The organism is Paenarthrobacter sp. NPDC058040 (assembly GCF_042885775.1).
In the GTDB taxonomy this organism is placed as follows: Bacteria; Actinomycetota; Actinomycetes; order Actinomycetales; family Micrococcaceae; genus Arthrobacter.
Map to the genome: position 1 here is coordinate 121,234 of NZ_JBHVRN010000010.1, position 22,713 is coordinate 143,946.

20 protein-coding genes are annotated in these 22,713 nt (G+C 59.3%); 15 read left to right on the forward strand and 5 right to left on the reverse strand.

What is annotated here, in order from left to right; all coding sequences use genetic code 11:
• The first annotated feature begins 34 nt into the window (after positions 1–34).
• The 6 genes from ACFVSJ_RS15520 to ACFVSJ_RS15545 all read left to right on the forward strand — a co-directional run bounded on the left by ACFVSJ_RS15520 (position 35) and on the right by ACFVSJ_RS15545 (position 5,538).
• Positions 35–1,228: a polysaccharide pyruvyl transferase family protein gene (locus ACFVSJ_RS15520; RefSeq protein ID WP_387437776.1), complete on the forward strand. Its 1,194-nt coding sequence runs from the start codon at positions 35–37 to the stop codon at positions 1,226–1,228.
• A complete protein-coding gene (locus ACFVSJ_RS15525) occupies positions 1,216–2,448 on the forward strand; it encodes a lipopolysaccharide biosynthesis protein (protein WP_387437778.1) in 1,233 nt (410 codons plus the stop codon). The genes ACFVSJ_RS15520 and ACFVSJ_RS15525 overlap by 13 nt, the downstream gene beginning before the upstream one ends.
• Positions 2,445–3,374 carry a hypothetical protein gene (locus ACFVSJ_RS15530; RefSeq protein ID WP_387437779.1) on the forward strand — a complete coding sequence of 310 codons (930 nt, stop codon included), beginning with the start codon at positions 2,445–2,447 and terminating at the stop codon, positions 3,372–3,374. The genes ACFVSJ_RS15525 and ACFVSJ_RS15530 overlap by 4 nt, the downstream gene beginning before the upstream one ends.
• Positions 3,375–3,452: 78 nt before the next feature.
• The gene (locus ACFVSJ_RS15535) at positions 3,453–3,692 is read left to right on the forward strand and encodes a PqqD family protein (RefSeq protein ID WP_387437899.1); all 240 of its coding nucleotides are present in this window, start codon (positions 3,453–3,455) and stop codon (positions 3,690–3,692) included.
• A 72-nt stretch (positions 3,693–3,764) separates the two neighbouring features.
• Positions 3,765–4,796 carry a glycosyltransferase gene (locus ACFVSJ_RS15540; protein WP_387437780.1) on the forward strand — a complete coding sequence of 344 codons (1,032 nt, stop codon included), beginning with the start codon at positions 3,765–3,767 and terminating at the stop codon, positions 4,794–4,796.
• A complete protein-coding gene (locus tag ACFVSJ_RS15545) occupies positions 4,789–5,538 on the forward strand; it encodes a WecB/TagA/CpsF family glycosyltransferase (protein WP_387437782.1) in 750 nt (249 codons plus the stop codon). Before ACFVSJ_RS15540 ends, ACFVSJ_RS15545 begins: the two co-directional genes overlap by 8 nt.
• On the opposite strand, the gene ACFVSJ_RS15550 is transcribed toward ACFVSJ_RS15545, so the two are convergent.
• The 3 genes from ACFVSJ_RS15550 to flgN all read right to left on the reverse strand — a co-directional run bounded on the left by ACFVSJ_RS15550 (position 5,467) and on the right by flgN (position 9,162).
• Positions 5,467–6,810 (reverse strand): hypothetical protein, encoded by a 1,344-nt coding sequence (locus ACFVSJ_RS15550; RefSeq protein ID WP_387437783.1) that lies wholly within the window; start codon positions 6,808–6,810, stop codon positions 5,467–5,469. The two genes, ACFVSJ_RS15545 and ACFVSJ_RS15550, sit on opposite strands and share 72 nt — an antisense overlap.
• Positions 6,811–8,259 (reverse strand): sugar transferase, encoded by a 1,449-nt coding sequence (locus ACFVSJ_RS15555; protein WP_387437784.1) that lies wholly within the window; start codon positions 8,257–8,259, stop codon positions 6,811–6,813. It abuts the gene before it with no gap.
• A gap of 384 nt (positions 8,260–8,643) precedes the next feature.
• Complete coding sequence (flgN, locus tag ACFVSJ_RS15560; RefSeq protein ID WP_387437785.1) at positions 8,644–9,162, reverse strand: flagellar export chaperone FlgN; 519 nt, start codon at positions 9,160–9,162, stop codon at positions 8,644–8,646.
• A gap of 232 nt (positions 9,163–9,394) precedes the next feature.
• Here flgN and ACFVSJ_RS15565 point away from each other — a divergent pair, with 232 nt between their 5' ends.
• Entirely contained in the window at positions 9,395–10,207 is an 813-nt protein-coding gene (locus ACFVSJ_RS15565) for an alpha/beta fold hydrolase (RefSeq protein ID WP_387437787.1), read from the forward strand.
• Between the two features lie 83 nt (positions 10,208–10,290).
• Here the strand turns inward: ACFVSJ_RS15565 and ACFVSJ_RS15570 are convergent, their stop codons facing one another.
• Both ACFVSJ_RS15570 and ACFVSJ_RS15575 read right to left on the reverse strand, forming a co-directional pair.
• Positions 10,291–11,367, reverse strand: a complete 1,077-nt coding sequence (locus ACFVSJ_RS15570) for an LCP family protein (RefSeq protein ID WP_387437788.1) — start codon at positions 11,365–11,367, stop codon at positions 10,291–10,293.
• Between the two features lie 71 nt (positions 11,368–11,438).
• Positions 11,439–13,115: a hypothetical protein gene (locus ACFVSJ_RS15575; RefSeq protein WP_387437789.1), complete on the reverse strand. Its 1,677-nt coding sequence runs from the start codon at positions 13,113–13,115 to the stop codon at positions 11,439–11,441.
• A 495-nt stretch (positions 13,116–13,610) separates the two neighbouring features.
• Between ACFVSJ_RS15575 and ACFVSJ_RS15580 the strand changes: the two genes are divergently transcribed.
• The 8 genes from ACFVSJ_RS15580 to ACFVSJ_RS15615 form a co-directional block, all read left to right on the forward strand.
• Positions 13,611–14,000 (forward strand): hypothetical protein, encoded by a 390-nt coding sequence (locus tag ACFVSJ_RS15580; RefSeq protein WP_387437790.1) that lies wholly within the window; start codon positions 13,611–13,613, stop codon positions 13,998–14,000.
• Between the two features lie 3 nt (positions 14,001–14,003).
• Positions 14,004–15,284, forward strand: coding sequence for a glycosyltransferase family 4 protein (locus ACFVSJ_RS15585; RefSeq protein ID WP_387437791.1), 1,281 nt, complete (start codon positions 14,004–14,006; stop codon positions 15,282–15,284).
• Positions 15,281–17,032, forward strand: a complete 1,752-nt coding sequence (locus tag ACFVSJ_RS15590; protein ID WP_387437792.1) for a glycosyltransferase family 4 protein — start codon at positions 15,281–15,283, stop codon at positions 17,030–17,032. The genes ACFVSJ_RS15585 and ACFVSJ_RS15590 overlap by 4 nt, the downstream gene beginning before the upstream one ends.
• A 35-nt stretch (positions 17,033–17,067) precedes the next feature.
• On the forward strand, positions 17,068–17,919 hold the full coding sequence (locus tag ACFVSJ_RS15595) for an ABC transporter permease (RefSeq protein ID WP_387437793.1): 852 nt from the start codon (positions 17,068–17,070) through the stop codon (positions 17,917–17,919).
• 64 nt (positions 17,920–17,983) lie between these two features.
• Entirely contained in the window at positions 17,984–18,796 is an 813-nt protein-coding gene (locus ACFVSJ_RS15600; RefSeq protein ID WP_387437795.1) for an ABC transporter ATP-binding protein, read from the forward strand.
• Positions 18,793–20,706 carry a glycosyltransferase gene (locus tag ACFVSJ_RS15605; protein WP_387437796.1) on the forward strand — a complete coding sequence of 638 codons (1,914 nt, stop codon included), beginning with the start codon at positions 18,793–18,795 and terminating at the stop codon, positions 20,704–20,706. Before ACFVSJ_RS15600 ends, ACFVSJ_RS15605 begins: the two co-directional genes overlap by 4 nt.
• Positions 20,707–20,734: 28 nt before the next feature.
• Entirely contained in the window at positions 20,735–21,988 is a 1,254-nt protein-coding gene (wecC, locus tag ACFVSJ_RS15610) for a UDP-N-acetyl-D-mannosamine dehydrogenase (RefSeq protein WP_387437798.1), read from the forward strand.
• Positions 21,985–22,713, forward strand: a 729-nt coding sequence (locus ACFVSJ_RS15615; protein WP_387437799.1) for a hypothetical protein, incomplete at its 3' end; no start/stop codon positions are given. The genes wecC and ACFVSJ_RS15615, both read left to right, overlap by 4 nt.

Genomic DNA, 22,713 nt, shown 5'->3' on the forward strand with positions numbered 1-22,713 from the left:
AGGGGAAAACGCATGAGGAAACGGGGACGGAAACGTGGTTAAGCTCAACCGCCTGTTGGCGGGATACGCGGCACCCACCCTGGTCAACGGCCAGCGGAGGCTTCTGGGATTCCAGCGGCCTGCCCAAACCAAGGCCGGCGTAACGGCCGTACTTTCGCCGGCAAGCTATGGCTCCTTTGGCGATGAGGGGATGATTCTTGGGAGCCGGGACACCATCATCGCGTCGTCAGGCACGCCGCAGTTGTTCACCCCGGGGCCGGTGGAGCCTTGGACGGCGATGGGCGTGGCCGGTGTCCGGTCACTGGACAGAATCATTGCCCTTGGCCGGATGCACATCGATGCGCGGAAGCTGCGACTCCTCACCCGGGCGGAAAGGATTGTTGTCCTTGGAGCCGACTCCATTGACGGCGCCTACGGTATCCGGTCCATCTCCCAACGGGTCAGTCTGCTGAATGTCTCGGCTGCGCAAGGCAGGCGTGCTGAGTTGGCCAACTTCAGCTTTCGCCGGAATCCGAGCCCCGACGCTCTTACGGCTTTGCGGCGCCTGGACAAACGGGTGCGCCTGACTGCCCGCGACATGAACTCCCAAGCCCGGGCCTCTGAAGCGCTGCAGCGGGACGTCGATGTCTTTCCCGATGTGGCGGCGTACATGAAGCCGGGCAAGAGTCCTGCGGTGGATTCGTTGAAAACCTGGGTGTCTGGCCGTGACCGACCCGTGGCCGTCTTGGTTCCGAACGCCCACCTGGCGGCGTTCGACGGGACCGGCTACAGGGAAGTCGCCCGCAGATTCCAGTCGTACATGGTTGCTTTGCTGGATGCAGGGTTTGCCGTGGTTGTCCTTCCGCACGATGTCCGTGAGGAACCGGGAGACGTCGCCATGTCTGAGCAACTTATGGCAGGGATGCCACGCGAGGATGTGATGCTGGCAGTGCCACGGCACGCACAGGAAGCCAAGGGCATGCTGGCCCTGGCCGACGTCGTGGTCACAGCACGCATGCATGCCGGCGTTGCGGCACTCAGCCAGGGTGTCCCGTGCGTTGGGCTGGACTACGTGGACAAATTCACGGGACAGTTCCATTGGTACGGCGCCGATGAGGCGGTTGTGGCTTGGGAAAGCAATCCCGATGCGCGCGTGGTTGCTGAAATGGCCGTGAAGGCTGCATCGACCGTTCGCGGCGCGGCTGGCAAACCTGATTTCGTCAGTACCCCACCACCATGGTTGCTGTAGACGTCCCCGTCAGGCGCCGCCACCACGCACTGAATGCCTTGGGATCAGTGCTAGTGCCTTTGAGCTCATTGCTGGTGGCGCCCTTGCTGACGCGTTCACTGGGACCCGCCGGGCAGGGCGATTTCTCCACCAGCCAGTCCATAATTGTGGTTGCGGCTTCCATCCTTGGCCTGGGCACCTCGGACTCGCTTGCCGTCTACGGCAATTACTGGCTGCAGAGGTTTCGCCTCGGGGCCTGGATGGTGGTACTCGCCGTCGCCTTTTTGCTGGCTGCGGTGGCTGGGTTCGTCTTTGTACAGGCCGGCTACCTGCACCCTGATTCGAGCTGGCTCCTGGGTCTTGGCGCCGTGATGTTCGCCGCGGCCCTGGTTCAGCGCGGGGATGCCCTGAACCGCAGCATGATCCTGGCCATCTCGGTGGAAAAGTGGATCACCGCGATCTCCCGGTTGTGCCTGACGGCTGGATTCTTCTTCACGGATCTCCTGAATCTCCAGACGGCTGTTTTGACCCTGGTGATCCCGCAGGCACTGGGCTATCTGTACCTGCTTTGTGCTTCCTCCCGGGTACCGCGCGAGCTCAGCGTCCCAACAACGAGGGTCATGCGCCAAGTATCGCTAAGGCCGCTGAGGACACTGAACTGGGCCGTGCTGGGCGGACTTGGCGGTGTGCTCCTGGTGAATCTCGATCCGATAGTCCTTCGACCTTTGATCGGTGCGGAGCAGCTCGGCTACTACGCGATCGGCATGCTTGTTGCCGAACTCTTCACCGTGGCAGCAAAACCCTTCAGGGACGCAGCCATGGCCGGCGGGAATGGACTGCGCAAGGCGGGGGAGTTCACTGGCGTCATCAAATGGTGCGCACTAACCATGACGGCCGGGGTCATCGTCTGTGCAGGCGGCCTGTGGGTACTCATTCCGCTGGTCTTTGGAGAGGAATTCCGCGGGGCAGTTCTCCCTGCGCTCATCCTCGCCCTGGGCGGCTGGGCCAAGGGCCTGGGCTTCCTCGTCAACGGAATTCTGGTCAAGACCGGACACGCGCGGATGCGCGCATATGCAACCCTTACTGCGGTTCTTTTCAGCGTAGGCGGAATGGTTCTGCTATCACCGTTCGGTGCAGTGGGAGCCGCAATTGCCGGTTCTGTTGCGTACGTCGTGATGCTGGCCCCCGGGGTAATATTTCTGCGGGCAGGCAGAATGAAATCGGGTTGGGGCCGCAAATGAACAAACAATCCGATATGACATCCGTCTCCTTGCCCATTGCCGCTGCTACTCCATTGGCTTATGCGCTGGTGGATCGCATAGCTGCGGAACATTCTATTCGCATCCTTGCCATCAAAGGTCCCTTACTCGAGAAAATGGGCCTGCGGAGCCAGAAGATTTCGAGTGATGCGGACATCCTCGTGGAGCCTTCGCGGATGTCCGAGTTCTGCATGATTCTTGGAAAATACGGCTGGAATGACCGGGAGGTACGCTTCTCACCAAGTATTCTTGACCCGCACTCACGAACCCTGATCCATGAGAACTGGCCAAGCGATATTGACCTGCATTCCTACTTTCCAGGCTTCTTTGGGAAAGCGGAGGAGGTCTTTGATCTTCTCTGGGAAACACGGACGGAAGGCGAACTGGCCAACGTTCCTGTCCGCACAGCCAGCCGGGTGGCGAATGCCGTGATTGGGCTGCTCCACATACTGCGGAACTCGCCCACGGTGCATGACGACGCCCAGCATGCGGAGATCATGGCTGCGTTGAAGCAGGGCCTGGATCCGGCGGAATTGCAGGAGCTGGTCCGGCTGGCCGATGTTGGTCGTATCAGGCAGGTCATGGAAGCGGAGTTGCGGGAGCTGGGCGTCACCGGTCCTTTTGATGATCTGGAAGATGCGGAGCTGGCGCGTTGGGAGATCAACCGCACCAGTGCCGAGGCCACCACTGGAGGATGGCTGTATGCAATACGGACCGCCGGTTGGAGATCCAAGATAGGGATCTTCTTCAGGGCCTTGCACCCCAGCAATGCGGAGCTCCGAAAGGACCCGGGGATGGCGGATGCTGATCGCCTTGGCTTGGTGAGGACGCGGGCAAAGAGGTTGGCCCGTGGAATTCGAACCTTACCGGCGGCCTCAGTGAACCTTTTCAGGAATCGGATCAACTAAATGCACGGTTGGTACAGGCCGCCCGGGGTGGCCTTCGAATATCACGGTGATTCCGTTTATGTCCTGGATCTCCGCAATATGGATGGCGACCTTGGTCCGCGTGCCCTCCAAGGGCCAGCCGCACGGATTTGGTCGGCTCTGGGAAGTGCTGATGATCCGCGATCCGAAGAAGATCTGGTTCGCAGCGTGGCAGATGAATTTGGAATTGATGTAGAAGAAATCCGTGCCCAGGCTATCGCCTTTCTGTGGGATTTGGAAAGAATAGGGCTGGTGCGGCGAGTAGAATTCAGGGGAAATGATCATGACGGTCCTCTCTGACGGTTTCACCGGGGGAAATATTATGCAATTGATCCATAGCGCCGGCACATTGGCTGAAAGCGATGCCTGCTAATGACCGCTTTGCTCCAGCCAGGCTCTGCCGTTGCCCAAAAGAAGCCGGTTTTCGTCAGTTGGATAGATTTCCACGGCCGCAGTGAGGGCATTGCCCGCCGCCTCGGAATAGACGAATGGTCCGACGGCGGCGGTTCGGGACCGCTGCCGTTGAGGTACCTGCGATTGTGGGTCTCTACCTGGAAGTTCCTTCGTGGATACAAGCCCACGGAGGTTATCGTGATGCAGCCACCCATCGTGGCGCTGCTGGCGGTCCGCACCGCCGTCGGAAAGCAGGTCCGCATCTGTGGTGACCTGCATACCGGCACCTTCTACGACCCCAAATGGAAATGGGCCGCCAAACTGGTGGCCAAGCTCCTCGGCGCGCCCAACTTGGCGATCGTTACCAACCAGGCCTTGGCGGCCAAGGCCGAGGAACACGGTGCCGAAGCGCTGGTCCTTCACGATCTCATCGAGACCTACCCCGAAACGGGCGATCTGGGCGACTTCGAGGACCGGAATCTGGCCACGCTGCAGGCCAAACAGTATGTCCTGGTCCCCATCACCTACTCCTACGACGAACCGTTGAACGAGCTGGCCGCCGCAACCCACTTGGCCCCGGACGTGAAGTGGGTTTTCACGGGAAGGGCGCCTGACTCTTTCGCCGCGGCCTGCAATCCGGCGAACACCGTGTTCCCCGGCTTCGTCTCAAGGGCCGAATACCTCAGGCTTTTGGGCCATGCCAACGTCTTGGTTGCACCAACAACCGAGGAAGACACCATGCAGCGTGCCGGCTACGAAGCCATGTGCGCCGGGAAGGCCCTGATCACCTCGGACACCGCCGTCCTCAAGGAGTTCTTTGGCGCTGCAGCCTTAACCGTTCCTCCCCGAGCGGAGTGCTACGCCGAGGCAGCCAACACAGCAGTACGCAATCAAGCTGAACTGGAACGTTTGATCGTCGAGCTGAGGACACGCAGGGTACGTGAGCAGACCACGGCGCTAAATCGGCTTTCCGAGTGGATCCAGGGCGATGGGGGAACAACAAATGGCTGATGCACGTCCTATAATCCGCAGGGAGCGCGTTTTCGACCTGCCCCTGGACCTGCTGTCCATGGAGGAATCCGTAGAGCTTTGTCACCGACTTGTTGCCCAGCGCGGACACTGGCGTGCCGACCTGAACGCTTCGATTGTGCTTGATGCCTTGGAAGACGATCAGCTGAGGGAGTACGTGGAGACCAGTGCGATCAGCAACGCTGACGGCCAGTCAATCGTCTGGGCCAGCCGTATCCTCGGAGTCCCGGCCCCAGAGCGCGTTTCCGGGATCGACCTGTTTTTGGAACTTATCCGGCGTGCTCCCGAACGCGGCGACAGGGTGTACCTCTTGGGCGCCAGGGAAGATGTTGTGGCAGCGGTTGCCCAAGACTTCAAGGGCAGGGGCGTCAACGTGGTGGGTTACCGCGACGGATACTGGACACCGGACCAGGAGGCCGACGTCGTTCAAGCGATCGCCTCCTCCCGGCCGGACCTGCTTTTCCTGGCGTTGCCCAGCCCTCGAAAGGAACACTTGGTCCTCCGCTACAAGGAGCAGCTGAATGCCGGGTTGGCCTTCGGCGTGGGAGGATCCTTCGACGTCATTTCAGGGCGGCTGAAGCGTGCGCCGCTGTGGATCCAAAAGCTCGGACTGGAATGGTGTTACAGGTTCCTTCAGGAACCGCGGAGATTGCTAAAGCGGTACCTCGTTGGGAACACCCGGTTTGTTCTGCTGACCGTGAGGACGCGGTTGGGGCGGCGCTGACGAATCCTTGGTGTTGCTGTTCCTGAGGCTCGAACCGAATGCCGTGCCCACCAGCAGCCACATGGGGACCGTGGCGTTCATGGATCCGGCCGTTTCGGCCAGCATCGCAATGACCAATGCTCCGATGACCAAGTAGTTTTCCCATCGGTCTGATTGGCGGAGGAGGGATCTGACAGCGGTTGCCAAGGCCACGGCATAGATCCCTAAAGGCACCAATCCTGCAGCCGAGAACGCTATTCCGGAAAGGCTCTCCGATGCCTCCTGGAGCTCACCGGCCTTTCCGGCGAAGTTCCCGACGTAACCGAATCCACGGCCGATGATCGATTCGAAGGCGTGCTCGATTCCTACCGTCAGGCCATCGACGTGCGAATCAGAGTTGCCCAGGTCTGCGATGTTGTTGCCTGCCATGAGCACGGGGATGCCAAGGACGGGAAGCGCAACCAGCGGATGGAGCTTGCGCGCAACCCACGGTCCGGCGATGCCGATAAGCATCAGGAGAATGCCCGCCCGGCTGATGGTCGCGATGGTGGCAAGGCCCAGTGCCAGCACCAGCAGGTTCCGCCAGCGAGAACGGAAAGCGTGGAAGGCAATGACTGCTGCCGCGCCCGTCGCAATACCGGTTGTGGGGGGATTGAGGAACAATCCGCCAGCTCTCACCGCCAGCTCTCCGGCGAGGTCGAACGACATATAGTAGCCCGGCAGGCCGTTAGGGTAGATTGCCGTCTTGCTCAAGCGGGCAAAGGGCGTTGGATCAATGAGCCTGATCCCAAGGGACTCAAGTGCTATGTACGCGGTGTTGAGGATGCTGATGGCTACCACTGCGAACAACACCCACCGCCATTCGCGACGAGTCATCACCAGCCCGGACACGATCACCAGCACGGGCATGCACACTTGGCGAAACAGGAAGAACGCTGAATCGCCGGGAATGAGGCTCTCGTCGACAGTCCTCCAGAGGGCGATCAGGCAAGCAACGATCCAAACGACAGAGAGCAAGGCCGGCACTGTGAACCGGTGCGCGAGACGTGCCAACGCCACGAGGAACATGAGTGAGATACACACGTCATCCATCAGGTTGAACCCGCCGAAGGATGAGTAGGTGAGGAGTACGTTCTGCGCCAGGCCTGCCAGCAAGGCACCCAGCGCCAAAACTCCGATGGCCCATCCGGACTGGTCGGGGGCAAAGGCAAGACCTCGATGCAGCCGGCCTAGAGTCTTCGGAGTATTGGGGGCCTTGTTTGGCGCGGCCCGGTGATATGCCAGATCTGACACCTAGTACGCCCCATCCCTGGCCAGGACCGCCCGGAGGGTCCGGAAGAGGATGATCAGGTCCTGCGCCGGAGACCAGTTCTCTACGTAGTAAAGGTCCAGCCGGATTGACTCTTCCCAAGACAAATCACTTCGGCCACTCACTTGCCACAGCCCCGTGATTCCGGGCTTCACCATCAACCGGCGGTGCTCGTGCTGCTCGTACACTGCAACTTCACGCGGCAGGGGAGGACGAGGGCCCACAAGGCTCATGTCTCCCTTCATGACGTTGAAGAGCTGGGGAAGCTCGTCGATTGAGTATCGGCGGATCCACTTTCCAATGCGGGTGACCCGGGGGTCGTTCTTTAATTTGAAAAGGACTTCGTTGCCTTCACTAAGCTGGGTGAGCGCCTGCAACCGCACCTCGGCATCGGTGCGCATGGATCGGAACTTGTACATGTTGAACGGTTCACCGGCTTTGCCTATGCGCGTCTGAAGGAAGAGGACCGGCCCGCGGCTGTCCAGCTTGATGAGGAGTGCCACAACGGCCATTGGAAGGCACAACGCAGTCAGGATCGCTGCGGAGGCCACAACGTCGAAGGCCCGCTTCGCGATGGCCTGCATGCCCTCAAGCTTTGGTGTGGTGACATGGACCAACGGCAAGCCGGCGACAGGCTGGATGTGAATTCTTGGGCCGGACACATCCGTGAGTGCGGGTGCCATGATCATGCCCACGTCGCGGGCCGACAGTGCCCAACCAAGGTGTCGCAGAAACGTGGGGTCGGCTCCGCTGGATATGGCCACCGTGTCAGCTTTCCGCTCCCCGATCGCGTCCAGTACATCGTCCACGGAGGGGAAGGTGCCAAGGACGGGCACCGCATTATCAACGGTGCCTGAATCGGTGAGGAATGCAGCAACGGGTTTGTAGCCGGAAACGATGTGTTGGTTCAGTCGCTTCCATAGGTGGTCGACGCTGTGGGCGGCTCCGATCAAGAGCACGCGATGTAGGTACAGCCCGTCACGCCTTCCCTTATGGAGTAATTGCCGTTGCATCCAACGGCTTGCCAACAGCAGGAGGATGCCCAGGGGGAGTGCCACCGAGACGTAACCACGTGCCGTCTGGAGTTGGAATACGTAGGAAACCACAGCCAGTGCTCCGAAGAGCCACAAGGATGAAGCGGCAACCCGCTTATATTCCTCGGTTCCAGTACCCAGAACCTTCATGTCCTTGGTGCCGCTGAATTCAAGGACTCCCAGCCACGCTATGACCAAGAGGACGGAAACAGTCGCGTAGGACACTTCCGTCTCGGCGATTGACACATCCTCGGCGCCAAAGCGCAGCACGTGTGCGCCGCCCACTGCGAGAACCACGCAAATAAGGTCCGTGACGCGCATCTGGGTGCTTTGTGAGCGTAGCCAGGTGGTGCTGCCGGCGGAGTGGGTGGATGTTGAGGAAGTGGTGGACGTGGCCATGCCGACGACTACTTATGTCGGCTTGGCGTGACCGCAGATGGCCAAGGACACTGCAAGTTGGTGTTCAAAGTCAAGACGCAAGCATTCACGATTCAGCCCCCATAACTGCCCCCGACGCCCGGCAGGGCGTACGGAAATTGATCGCACAAGCCCCCCAAAACGCGGTTGACTTGACACTTCAAGCTCCATGGTAAATGGACTTTAGTTACATCTCAAAATTGGCATCTCAACCACTGACAAAGAGGCCGCCCCGATGATAGGACCGCAAATGCCAAGGCTTCTTAGGTGATTCATTTTGCGCAGGAATCGCAAATATCTGCGCATTAGCCAGATCCCAGCATGCTCCATTTCGCGCACATGGTGGCAATTTCCGTGCAAATCCCGTCAGCCCTCCAGGAACTCCCTCACGGCTGGCAGCGAGGCGGACGCAACGGCGGACAAGGCACGCTGGATGTTGGTCTCGAGCGTGATTACGGCCAGTTCGTTTGTGACTGTTTCGTTTAACCCTGCCTGCACACTCCCAACGAAGTCAGGTCCTTGCAGCAGCAGGGAATTGTTGGCCGCAGTTGCCGCATCGATGCTGGCCAGCAGGGAAGACATCCCTCGGCGATGCTCTTCCAAGAGGTCTTGCCACAGGCCGGACGGTGCAATGGTGACCAAGGAGGGAAGCGTTTGCTGCTCCTGCTCATTCCATTCGGAAACCATTGCGGACGCCTCGACTCCCCGTGCCAGCGAATCGAACCGGAGGTTCTCGATGACCTTTTCGAGTTCGGTCGTGGTGAAACTCAATCGGTGCCAATTTCCTGCTTTCAGATGCAGCAGCTGTGTTTCCAGGACGAAGAGCAAATGATCGAGTTGCCTTCGCTCCCGCCACAGCCGTGCCGATAGTTCATCCGCCCCCAACGGTTCCCCAATCTTTTATTCGTCTTCAAGAAGCAAGTTTTATACAGCTTGCTGATCTTTTATCTGCCCTTGAGCGTACACGAAGGTGCTGGCTCATTCTTTTTAGCTTCAAGGAAATATAACTCGGTTAATTCATTCCGACCACCCTTTTGGATAGTTTCCCTATCACGTGAAATGTCTATGTGGGAACGCACACCTTCGTGCGCATCTGCCGGCGGCGTAGTGTGGGCATATGGAGTCGGCCGTCAGGACTGTCACCCTTCGTACGGGCATCAGCGTGCAGTGTTTCGTGCAAGGCCCGGTTAGGAAGAAAAACGACGGCGGCGACACGCCGTTGCTGCTCCTGCACGCCTGGGGCGAGTCGTGGGGGAGTTTCAAGCGGCTGATTGCCGCCCTGCCGTCGTCGATCATCGTGGCTCCCGATCTCCGTGGCCACGGAAAGGCCGATAAGCCCGAATCCGGCTACGCGCTCACCGAGGTGGCCGATGACGTTGTGGCATTATGCGAGAGCCTTGGGATCCGGCGGGCGCATATGGTGGGCTCCTCAAGCGGGGGCTACGTGGCCCAGGAGGTGGCCGTGACGGCCCCGGATCTGGTGGCCTCCCTGGTTCTTGTTGGCGCACCGCTGAGCCTGCAGTCACGGCCCGCTTTTGCGGACGACGTTGAACAACTCTCCGACCCCATCCCGGAGGACTGGGTGCGTGAATCGTTGTCCTGGTATCGGCTGCTCCATGCCGTTCCGGTGGACTACGTCGAGGACCGTATTAAGGACGGCCTGTCGATGCCTGCTGCGATATTGAAGGCGTCTTTGCGGGGATACTACGAAGCAACTCCGCCCACGGAAGCTGGGCCGATAGTGGCACCGACCCTCATCCTTTGGGGCGCTCACGATCATCTGCTGCCTCGATCCCACGAGGAGACCCTCGCGGGACGAATTCGTGGTGCCCAGCTCAAGATCTACGAGGAAACGGGCCACCTTGTGCTGTGGGAATGTCCGGAAAGGGTGGCGGCGGACCTGCAGGCTTTTATCGATGACCTACCGTGAGCCGCGGCCGGTTAACTGACCAACCCCCGGCGTCCGTAGCGAGCTGGGAGCCGGGGGTTGAATTGGGCTGTTGCCGCAAGCCGTTAGTTGCCCTTTTCAAGGGCGTGGGCGGTGATGTATGTACCCAGCTGATCCTTGGAGAGGGCATCTGCAATGTCAGCGATGGCTTGATTATCAGCCACCACGATTGACTGGCCGTCAGCAGAGCTTCCGGTTCCCAGAGTGGGGAGGGTAAACATCACGGTGTCGGAGGCGCGGAGATCCTTGAGGCTCACCGCGAGGGTTCCGATCGCGGCAGCGTCGAATCCCTTGTCCACGCTGACGAACGGCGACACGGCAGACACCATATTGCTGACGGTCACCGGGTTGGTCAGGGTGTCGCGGGCGATGGTCTTGCTGATGATGGACTTCAGGTAGGTCTGCTGGTTCCGCACACGCTGGTAGTCGCCGTCACTGAAGGACTTACGCTCCCGGACGAAGGCGAGTGCTTCGTCACCGTTCAGAGTCTGCTTTCCAGCGGCGTAAAAGTGCCCCTTCATGGGCCCCGATGCGGGTGCGAAGGGAATCTTGTTGTCCACCTCGACGCCGCCCAAGGCGTCGGTGAGACCCTTGAAGCCTTCAAAGTCCACCATGGCCACGTGGTCAATGCGCTGCTTGAACAGGGATTCCACTGTCTGGACAACGAGCGGAACTCCACCGTAGGCGAGGGCCGAATTGATCTTGGATTCGCCCTTTCCAGGAATGTTCACCCAGAGGTCGCGCATCAACGAAACGGCGTAAACGTTCTTTCGGTCGGCAGGGATGTGAACAAGCATCAACGTGTCCGAGCGCTGGTCGGTGGCGGCGTTGGTCTCCAGGTCCACCTGGTCGCTTCCGCGTGTGTCACTGCCCATCACGAGGATGTTCATCGCGGCCGGGCCGCTGACTGGCTCTACCTTTTGAGGGCGCGTTGACTCTTCAGGGAACGCGGCGTCGATCTTGCTGCTTCCGTTGTTGAAGGTCTGCGCCAGGTTGAAGACGTAAAGTCCGCACACCAAGCCAACTACAACCACTGCGGCCGCGAATCCAAGCAGGACGTTCCGGGTTGTCCTCTTACCGCTCTTCTGGCGTCTGGGACGGGGCTCGTTCGAGGTGGCTTCAGTATCAGTCGGCAGCGTCATGTGTTCCTAGGTGTCGGCGTCAGCAGGGACGATTCTATCAATTCGATGGTGGGGAAAGAGTCCACGGTGACTTAACCCGAGCTGGTACGGCCCGTATCGCTGCTGCTTCCCCACTTGTTGGAAACGGAGACCGCATAGGAATCGTCTGCGGTCTGCTCCTTGAGATCCACTGTGATGGTGATCGATTCCAGAAGTGGATTTCGGGTTGGGGTTGCCCCGGATGAAGCATCAATGCTCTTGGGCTCTCCGGAAATCCGACGTTCGGCTCCAACCTTGCTGGTGAGTTCAACTGTGACGGAACTTCCCGATAGGTTGAAGCCCTCCACCCGCAGCTCGCCTGTGGCCGCGTCATAAGTGGAGTCGGTGACGAGGGGTGAACCAAGTCCCTTGGCCAGTGTTTCCTTCAGCGGAGGGTTCGCGCCGCTGCAGGTGAAATACGGATCCCACATATAGGAAATGATTTTCCGGGCGCTCCCCAGCTGCTCGAGTTGCCTGCCGATTCGGTCGGCGGTTGTTTGCCCCCTGAGGCTCTTATCGCAAGGGTTGTCCTTTGTGGCTGGAGCCATGCCTTCCATATTGGCCCAGAGTTCTGCGCCTGTTCCCACAATTCCCTGCGCAGCCGCCCGGAAGTATTCCCTGTTGGAAGCGACATACTTTCCGGCCCATGTGCCGTTGCCGACGATGCTGGCGGCAAATTCATCAACCCTGCTTCCCGCTTCGGCGGGGGAGTACGCCGCACCCTTTCCGGTTCCCATGCCGTCTTGAATAGCGATCGACAGGTGGACGCCACTGGACGTCTGCGCGATCTTGCGTATCCCGTTCTTGGCGCTCTGGGGGCTGATACTCGCGGAGCCTCTCCGCGCCTCAATGTAGGGGCTCACGATGGCTGCGCGTCCGGGCAAGATGCGATGTATGGCTTGGTTTTGCATCCTGTACAACGACAACACCGGTTCAAAGAACGGGTTGTCCGTAACGGGCATTTCGAGGTGGTGGTAGAAGCCTGTGAGCCCGTCGGCGTTGTTGACTTGGGCCTGATAGCGCAGGAAACGGTCCGTGAATGCAGTGAACGTGTTGAGGAAACTGGTGTCGGGCAGGTATTCGAAATCAGTTCGCTTGGCCGGGGCCGGCATGCCTGCGTAGAACTTCATGCCCAGTTTCGAAGCAGCCGATGCCAGTGAGATAGTTCGATCCGCGGCAGAAACAGGGCTCCCGCCTGCCACGATCATGTCGTACTTGCCGTCCTTGGCAGCACACCCGGTGTCGTTGCTTGGAAAGACCATGATTGTGTAGGACTTTCCCTGGTTCTCGACATAGCGATCGCGGGGGCACTTCAGTGCAGCTTTGCCCCACTGTCCTCCGTCCGAATACGTGAAGTATCGATTGATCTTGAGCCCAGCGCCGGCAACGGTGGCGCAGTTCCCGCCGTCGATCCTGCAGTCCGCCGGCATGGAGTCAGGAGCGGTCGGTACCACGGACGTTCCAAAGGTGATGACCGTATCGCCACCGGCGGCCTTGATCTCCTGCAGTTTTTGAAGGTTCTTGGCATCCGTGGCGCTCGACGAAATGAAGTAGCCGCTGATCGGATACTTCGGCAGTTCGAGTGGGGCCGGGCTGGTGTCAGGGGATGGGGACCCATCCAAAGGGCCGTGGTTCAACGTGATCAGAAGGGCAGTTACGGTCACCAGAGCGATCGCCAACCGGAAGGGAAACCTCGGCGGAGAGCCCTTGATTTCGCTGGGGATCGGCATGGAGTCCTTCGTGTCGACAGCAGCGGAAGAAGCATGTGAGAGGCAAAGGAGCCCTTGTTTAGGCTATCGACTCGCAGCCAAGACAGCGAGCCCAGGCCGAAGCAGACCCTAATCCATACGATAAACTAATCCACGGCGCCTCCCTGCGCGGAACGATTCTCAGGCCGTTTTGCCTCAGCCGGCGAGGCAGCAGCGGGCGCCACCGCATTCTGATCTTTTACTACAGGGGGAAAGTTGGGCACCGGAATCAGGCGTGTTCAAGCCACGGTACTGGCTTTGCTGCTCGGCATCCTCGGGTTCTTTGGAACCCAGCCGGCGTTGGCCACCGAAACAAATCCGGGGACAACGCCCTCGGATTCACCCAGCCCATCACCGGAGCCAACATTCCCCGAAATCGTGTTGCCCACGCTGCCAGGCCCAGATCCGGTGGAACCTGAACCGTTGCCCACGTCAGACCCCGTGGTTACTCCGCCCGCTCCCGTTGAGCCTCCACCCGTGGAGACAGTGCCCGCACCCGTAGTACCTCCGGTCATTGAGCCCGTACCTTCGGCACCTCTCGTGCCGGATCAGCCTCTGCCAACTGCACCGGCAAACGAGTACAACCTGGGAGAAGAACTCCAGGCGGAAGTCCCGGCCGAAGAAGCCAGTTCTGCTCCCGCGGTGCCCGTCCCGACACCGACGCTCTCGCCCACTCAGGCCGCTGCAGCCCCGGCGATAGCCAACGCCGATGTGACAGGGCCCCTCAAAGCCGCCCTGGCTCCCGTGGCCGAAAACAATCCCATTGTCCAAGGCCTAACGGTGCTGGTACTGCTGCTTCTTGGCGCTGCCTACTTCCGCGCCCTGCGCTCCAAAGGGATTCGCCGCCCGCGCCTCAATGGCAAATAACCCATGAGTACTTCCCTTACAGGGGACAGTGAAGGCGAAGATAAGACGCCGGAACCCCTGCACCTCATGCTGCTCACGCACTCGTACTGGCCGGAACATAGCCCGCCCCAGCGCCGGTGGTCCTCGCTTACCCGTGAATTCCTCCATGCGGGTTGGAGCGTTGACGTTGTGGCGCCAGTTGCGCATTATCCGAATGGTCGCCGCAATCTTCCTCGGCGGGAGGCCGGTTACGCATTTGGTAGGCAGGCTGGGCCGCACGGCGAACGTATCCGGCGTGTCCCGTACCTTCGGCATCTTGGGAAGTCTCCCGTCGCCCGCCTCATCGATCAGCTCTTTTCGGCCATTATGTCGGTCCCGGTGGGCCTGGCCGGAAAGAAGCCGGACGCAATCCTGGCCACGGCACCGAGTTTGCCGACTTTGGCTACGGGGTATGTTCTTTCCCGTCTCCGAAGGGTGCCCCTGATTGTGGAGATGAGGGATGCATGGCCGGACCTCGCCAGGGATGCCCGCCTGGTTCAAGGAAGCGTGAAGAGCCTGGTGGAACGGGCAGTGGATTTTGTTCAGCACCGCGCCGACATGGTCGTGACGGTGACCGAAGGATTTGCAGAGACCCTGCGGACCAGGGGCCTCACGAACGTAGTGACTGTCAGTAACGGGCTTGACCTGCGCTCCGTGCCGTTTCTCGATCCTCCGGCAGTGGACCGCGAAGACTTCCACGCCCTGTATTTGGGTAATCATGGCAAGAGCCAACGCTTGGATATCGTGATACGAGCCAGTGCCCTCCTTGGCGAAGGATTCCATCTCACTTTGGTGGGCACGGGTACCAACAGGCCACAGCTGGTCAAGCTTGCCCGCGAACTGGACGCTCCCGTGACGTTCTTTCCCTCTCTGCACGGGCCTGCTGTGCTCGAAAAGTATCGCGAGGCCGATACCTGCATTGTGTCGCTGCGGGACGACTGGAAGTCCTTTGAAACTACTGTTCCCTCCAAGACTTACGAGGTTCTGGCGGTAGGCCGCCACGTGACGGCGATCGTTAGGGGCGAAGCAAAGCGAATTATTGAAGAGGCAAAGGGCGGCGACGTTGTGCTCGCCACTCCCGAAGCAGTTGCCCGACTGTGGCAGGACCTTGCCAATGACCGCAAACGTCTAGCGGCAGGACGAAGTGGCAGGGAATGGGTCCGTGACCATGCCGATTACCCGGAGCTGGCACTTCAGTACATGGACAGTATTGCTGACATGGTTCGCCGCCGGCGCAGTGTCCTTAGCAAGGAGAGGGTCTCTTGATACCCGTCCTGAAGAACCTGGGCCTCGCGGTGAACACCGTCGCCGACCACATGACAGAGGCCCCGGTTGTCCTGGCCCTTCAAATCCTGAGGCGCTTACCCTCGTCAGTGGTGCGTCCCGTTGCACGGAAAATGTCAGCGTTGGCGCCCGATTCAAGCAGCGCGCTGTTGATGTTGGCAAGCCACGCAGCAGGAGACGCCGTTGGGCTGGTTCGCCGTTTCGAGAATGCCCTCAAAAGCCCTGCCGCCCAGGGCGGGGCCGGCAAAGCAGCGGAGGTCGCACTTGCCGCCGGGCAGCCTGAGTGGGCTGACAAGCTACTCGCTCATGCAACCGCTGGGGAAAAACTCTCAGCCACTACAGCGCGACGGAAATGGTACGACGGCGAGATGAGTGCCGCCGTCGAGGTCCTGGACGGCAAGGACGGGAGGGCCGCCAGGCAGCGTCGTCGTCTTGAGTCCGAGCTCCGCGTGTTCCAGGGGTGGCAGCCTTCCCTGCCGAAAACGAACCTGCAGCCTGAAAACCGGCGCGTCCTGCACCTTTTGACTAATTCCGTCCCGCATACCTCAAGCGGGTATGCCCGGCGGAGTCATGCGATCCTTACCGCTCAGCAAGAAGCAGGCTGGGAGACTCTGGCAGTTACCCGTTTGGGGTATCCCGTCCAAATCGGTGTCCTCACCGCGCGTGACGCCGACGTGGTGGATGGTGTCCGCTATCAGCGGCTGCTTCCTAGCCGGATGTCGAAGTCCATGGACGGGCGGCTGCAACAGCAAGCCGAGGAGCTCCTGAAAGTCGCAGAGGAATTCCGACCATCAATCCTGCACACCACCACGCACTTCGTGAACGGTCTGGTTGTTCGGGAGGCTGCCGAGGCGTTGGGCATCCCGTGGGTTTATGAGGTGCGGGGACAGTTGGCCGACACGTGGGCATCCACCAGGGGAGTGGAGGCGCGCAATAGCGAACGCTACCGTGTGTTCGTTGAGCGCGAGGCCGAGATCATGCGCAGTGCCGACCTGGTAGTCACTCTTGGTGAGTCAATGAAGCAGAACATCCTCGAGGCAGGAGTTCCGGAGGAACGAATCCTGATCAGTCCAAATGCAGTAGGCGGCGATTATCTGGGTGAGCCACTTCACCACAGCGATGCGCGGAATGCTCTGGGGCTCGATCCGGACGCTCTTTATATCGGCACGGTGAGCAGCTTGGTGGATTACGAGGGACTTGACGATCTCGTCACAGCATTTGCAATGCTTGCCACACGACTGTCAAAGTTGAGGCTGGTTGTGGTGGGTGATGGAACTTCTGCGCCGGCTCTTAGGAGCCAAGTGCAACGCTTGGGGCTCACGGAAAGAGTGATTTTCACCGGACGCGTTCCTGCCGAGCGGGCCCGTCTCTACCACCAGGCTCTGGATGTTTTTGTAGTGCCCCGCAAGGATCTGTCCGTTACCCGCTCAGTAACCCCGTTGAAACCCGTGGAAGCTCTAGCCTGCGCGCGGCCGGTGGTAGCCAGCCGCCTGGACGCGTTGTGCGAGATAGTGCACGACGGCGTCAACGGCCGTGTTGCCGAACCTGCGGATCCAGCGGGGCTGGCCGAGGTGTTGTTGGACTTGCTGGGGGATAAGGCATTGCGTATGCGTCTGGGGGCCGCCGGAAGGCAAGGCGTATTGGCGACGAGGACTTGGAAGGCGAACGCGGAAGCGTACGCGCGGGCCTACGAAACTTTGGTGTCTAACTACGTGAGGAAGGCCAGCTGATGTCGGCAAAGAGGGCAGTCCTGCCAGATCCAGCCATGGTGCAGCCATTGGCGGTGGACATGCGTCGCCTGACCCGCGTCGGGGCGCGTCCAAGTTTCTTGGACTACCTGGTTCAGCTGTGGGACTTCCGGGAATTTATCTTCTACGACGCCCGGGCGCGGGTGCAGAGTGGAACACGACGCGACCGTCTGGGTAGCGCTTGGTTGTTGCTCAACCCTATTTTTAATGGACTCACGTACTACGTCATTTTCGGTCTGCTGCTGCAAACCGGACACGGCATCGAGAACTACGTGGGCTACCTCGTCATTGGAATCTTCATCTTCCAAGGCACGTCGGGCGCCATCACTACCGGAGCCCGATCCATACATAGCAACAAGGCGGTTGTTCAGGCCTTCAACTTCCCGCGGGCCACCCTGCCCATCGGTGTGAACATTCGGGAAATGATGTCTAATGTCCCGCTGATTCTTGCGATGCTGCTCATCATCACGCTAGTGCCGCCTGCAGAGAAGATTACTTGGTTGTGGCTACTGGTGATCCCGGCGGTTTTGCTTCAGGCAGTCTTCAATTTGGGCGTCGGCCTGATCCTTGCGCGCGTCATTTCCCGGGTCCACGACGCGACTCACCTGCTCCCCTTCTTCATGCGGGCGTGGATGTATGGCTCCGCGATCTTCTACTCCTATGAACGTTTTGTCACCCACCCGGATGTGTTGGCAATCATGAAGCTGAATCCGTTGTTTAACGTCATCGACATCGTCCGCAATTGTGTTCTCTACGCACAACCACCGACCTGGCAGTCCTGGGCAACGCTGGCAGTTTGGGCTCTGGGAACGCTCTTGCTCGGAATGATCTTCTTCTGGCAAGGGGAGGAATCCTATGGTCGCGGCTGAACAGGTCCTTGAGGTCGAAGGTCATCCCTGCGTGGTTGTGGACCGCGCAACCATGGAGTACAGGGTGGTGACCACCGACTCTGACGCTGTAGCTCAAGAGCGCCGCGAGACCGGTCTTTTGCGGCGCCTGACCCGGCGACCCAACACGGTAACCGTTCGCGCCTTGCATGAGTTTTCCCTCGTTGTCGAGCGCGGCGAGTCGGTGGGCATTATTGGCCGAAACGGTTCCGGTAAGAGCACCCTCATGAAGCTGATCTGTGGACAAGTCAGGCCGTCCTCCGGTGCCGTCTTCGCTTCCAGCACGCCGATTATGCTGGGAGTCAACGCCGCGCTCGTGGGTGATCTTTCGGGTCATCAAAACGTCATCCTGGGATGCCTCGCCATGGGCATGAGCCGCCGTGAGGTAAAGGAAAAGTTCACGAGCATCGTAGAGCTTTCCGGGCTGCGGGACTCCATTTACCTGCCCATGAAGTCCTACTCCTCGGGTATGGCATCAAGGCTCCGATTCGCCATTGCTGCAAGTATTGACCCGGAAATTCTGCTTGTGGACGAAGCCCTGAACACCGGTGACGCCCAGTTCGGGGACAGAAGCAAACGCCGAATGGACCAACTGCGTGAGCAGGCAGGTTGTGTGTTCATTGTGAGCCACTCACTGGACACCATTACCAGCATGTGCAGCCGCGTCGTGTGGCTCGACATGGGCCACATGATCATGGACGGCGATCCAGCCGAAACCGTGAAGGCCTATCAGGACTTCACGGGAAACCTTGCCAAGGGCAATGGGATTACTGCGGCACGAATTCGTGATGAAGCACGTGCCAATCTGCAACTAACGGAAGTATTGGCAAGAAGCAAGATGCGTAGGAGCCGGGCGTGATTTACACCGTTGAAAACTTAAGGAAAGCCGCTTGGCACTTCCGTGCTGGGGGAGTCAAACAGCTGCAGGCATGGCGCAAGCGCCAGCGTGCGCTTTCCGTAAACAAAACGTCCACAAAGGACGTCGCGGCCCAAGTGGCCGCGCCAAAGACGAACAATGACAATCGACAGCTGACCTTCCCGGCTTTCGATTACCCCAAGATACCTTCCCGCAGGAAAGACCTGACGGTGGCTGTCATCCTGGATGATTTCTCGGCCAAAGCGTATGCCTTCGAGTGGAATCTTGTGTTCCTGAAAAAGGATCAATGGCGTCAGCAACTTCACGAGCAGCGAGTCGACTTCCTGTTTGTCGAGTCTGCTTGGGAAGGTAACGGCGGCTCATGGAGGTACCAGTTGGCTGGGGCCAGCGGGCCGAAGCCGGAATTCTTCAACCTCCTACGGTGGTGTAAGGAGAATGGCATCCCAACAGTCTTCTGGAACAAGGAAGACCCGCCCCACTTTCACGATTTCCTGCCGGCGGCGCGAGAGTTCGATGTCGTCTTTACATCGGATGAGAACAAATTGTCCGACTACAGGCAGGCATTGGGGCACGACCGAATCGATGTTCTGCCGTTTGCTGCCCAACCGGCAATCCATAATCCTGTCCGGCCAAAAGAGGGCCGGCACTCGCGCGATGTTGCGTTTGCGGGTATGTACTTCGCACACAAGTATCCAGAACGCCGGGAACAGATGCGGCTTCTACTTGACGGAGCCATAGCAGGCTCCGACAGGGTCAAGCACGGACTAGAGATCTTTTCCCGCCATTTGGGCAGTGACCCGGACTACCAGTTTCCGGCCCCATACGACAAACACGTCGTTGGTTCTCTGAACTATGACCAAATGCTGACTGCCTATAAGGCCTATAAGGTCTTCCTGAACGTTAACTCGGTGGTCGATTCGCCTAGCATGTGTGCCCGCCGAATCTTCGAGATCACAGCATCCGGCACTCCTGTGGTCACAACGCCCAGCCCGGCCCTTCCGAGGTTCTTTCCCAACGGCGAGATCCACAGTGTTGAAAACAAAGAGGACGCGGCGTTCATCATGAGGGCTCTGATGAGGAGCCCCGAACTCAACGACCGCTCTGTGCACCTCGCTCAGCGTCAGATTTGGGCGGAGCACACTTACGCGCACAGGGCCGAAAAAGTCGTAGGGGTTGCGTTGCCTCACAGAGTTCGCCCGGTGCAGCCTGAATCGGTAAGCGCATTGGTGTCAACCATTCGTCCCCAACAACTCGAGCATGTTTTCAGGACAGTCGGCTCCCAGCAAGGGGTTGACGTCGAGCTGGTGTTGCTGACTCACGGTTTCAAAGCCAACTGGTGGAAGATCTGGCGTCTGCGTCGGAAGTACGGTGTTCGTAAGGTAACGCTTCTTCATGAGCCCAGGACAGTCAGTCTCGGGGCCTGCCTCAATCTCTGCGTTGCGGCAGCGAGTGGTGCCATTCTCACGAAGATGGACGACGACGACTACTACGGTCCGAACTACCTTCGCGATCAGGTCAACGCTTTGATGTACTCCGGGGCCGACGTTGTCGGCAAGCTGGCACACTTCATGTATATCGAGAGCCGGAATGCCGCGTTGCTGAGGTTCAATCACATGGAACATCGCTTCAGCCACATGGTTATTGGTGCAACCATCATGGCCAGGAAATCAATCTTCGAACGCTATCCCTTCGAGGGACTTGGGCGGGGAGAAGACACCGCGTTCATGCGTGCGGTCAGCGACGCCGGAGGCAAGATCTATGCTTCGGACCGATACAACTACTACGTTCACAGATCCGCTACGGGCCACACGTGGACCGCTTCTGACGACCAACTCCTGGCTTCAGGAGATATTCAGTTCTGGGGAAACCCCACAGAACACGTCACCGTCTAATTACCTAAACGAAAATGTGGGGAGCATTTTGAATACTATAAATCGCGTAGCAGTTATCGGCCTGGGCTACATCGGCCTTCCGACCGCGGCAATTCTGGCAACCAATGGCATCGAGGTTGTAGGCGTCGACGTCAACGAACGCACGGTTGAGGCTGTAAATGCCGGCCAGGTGCCGTTCGTCGAGCCGGACCTTGGCATTCACGTTTCCGGTGCTGTGAGCCAGGGTCACCTGCGGGCTTCGACGTCAACGCCTCAGGCCGGGGCCTACATTGTGGCAGTACCAACGCCCTTCAAGGCCGACCGTTCAGCGGACTTGAGCTACATTGAGGCAGCGGCCCGGGGTATCGCTCCCCAGCTTCAGGGTGGTGAACTGCTGATTCTTGAGTCGACCTCGCCTCCCGGTGCCACCGAACACATGGCCAACTACATCCTGAACCTCCGCCCTGATCTCAGCCTTGACGGTTCCGGTTCACGCCCGGCGATACTTGTGGCCCACTGCCCTGAGCGCGTCCTCCCTGGCCGGGTCATGATTGAGCTGGTTACCAACGACAGAATCGTTGGTGGCATGACCGCCGAGGCAGCCGAGGCGGCAAAGAATCTCTACGCTGTCTTCTGCCAGGGCGAGATCCTGACAACGGACGCTGTCACGGCGGAGATGGCCAAACTGGTGGAGAACTCGTACCGCGACGTCAACATTGCGTTCGCAAATGAGCTTTCCATTATCAGCGACAAGCTTGGAATCGACGTTTGGGAACTCATTCGCCTGGCGAATCACCACCCGCGTGTGAACATCCTGCAGCCTGGACCCGGCGTTGGGGGTCACTGCATTGCTGTTGACCCGTGGTTCATCGTGGCTGCAGCACCGGAAGAGTCCCGTTTGATCCGCACAGCACGCGAGGTCAACGACTCGAAGCCCGAATGGGTTATTGAGCAAGCGAAGTCTGCTCTCGCAGGGCTGCCCGATTCCGCCGAACTTTCCGTGCTCGGGCTGGCATTCAAAGCCAACATCGACGATCTCCGGGAATCCCCCGCAATCGAGATCGCCGCGCACCTGGCTGATGCCTTGCCGGACCGACGACTCAACGTTGCGGAGCCGCACATCGAGGCGTTGCCTGGGAAGCTCGCAAACCGCCGGAATGTTGAGTTTCTGTCCGTCGAAGAGTCGATTCAGCGCTCAGAGGTGGTGCTGGTTCTTGTTGACCACGATGCAGTCAAGGAGGTTGCGCCAGAAGAACTCGCGGGCAAGACCGTGATCGACACCCGTGGAGCACTGTTGGTATGACGACGTCTGTCGTGAACCCGAAAGCAGGCGCGAACACGATAATCGGGCTCAGCGCGGGGGCGGATCTGACAGATGGGACTGTGGCCGGCGGCCGCATTGCCGTTATCACCGGCGTACTTACTACGGAATCCGAATATTCACTGCTTCCGCTGGATGCAGTCTTCGTCCGCACAGTGGACGACTTTCGATCTGTCGGGTCTTGGGACTCACAGTCGTTCTTGGTCACCGAATCCGGGTTCCCCCTGGCAACCGAGCTCATCGAGCTTGATCAGTTGAGCCCGGATTCACACATAACCTGGAGTTTGCGAGCTCCTTTGAATGAAACCCTTGAGAAACTTGGTACTCTCGGGTTGTCGAGGCGTATTTCTGTCCAAAGGATTGCCGGAACTATTGACGCGGTAGTTGTCGCTACCGCGGCGGCCCACAATGCAGAGCGGCTTGATCTTGAGAGCTTTAGGGCTGGCTTTGCAGTCAGCGCCACACTTCTGGGCCACGAGTTCGCTAATCAGCCAGAAGAACGGTACGAAAGTCTTCAAGAACTGAATGAATTGCGTCGCAAGCATCTTAGTCTGCTGGAGGTGCTGATACCTGTTATCGACCAGTCTCCAGCAGAGGATTCGAAACCCGAGGGACCATCGGATGAGGTGCTCAAACTTGAAGAAGAGCTGCTTCTGCTGAAGGAACGCTATGACGCTCTGGACAGCAAGCATCAGGCTTTGGATGGC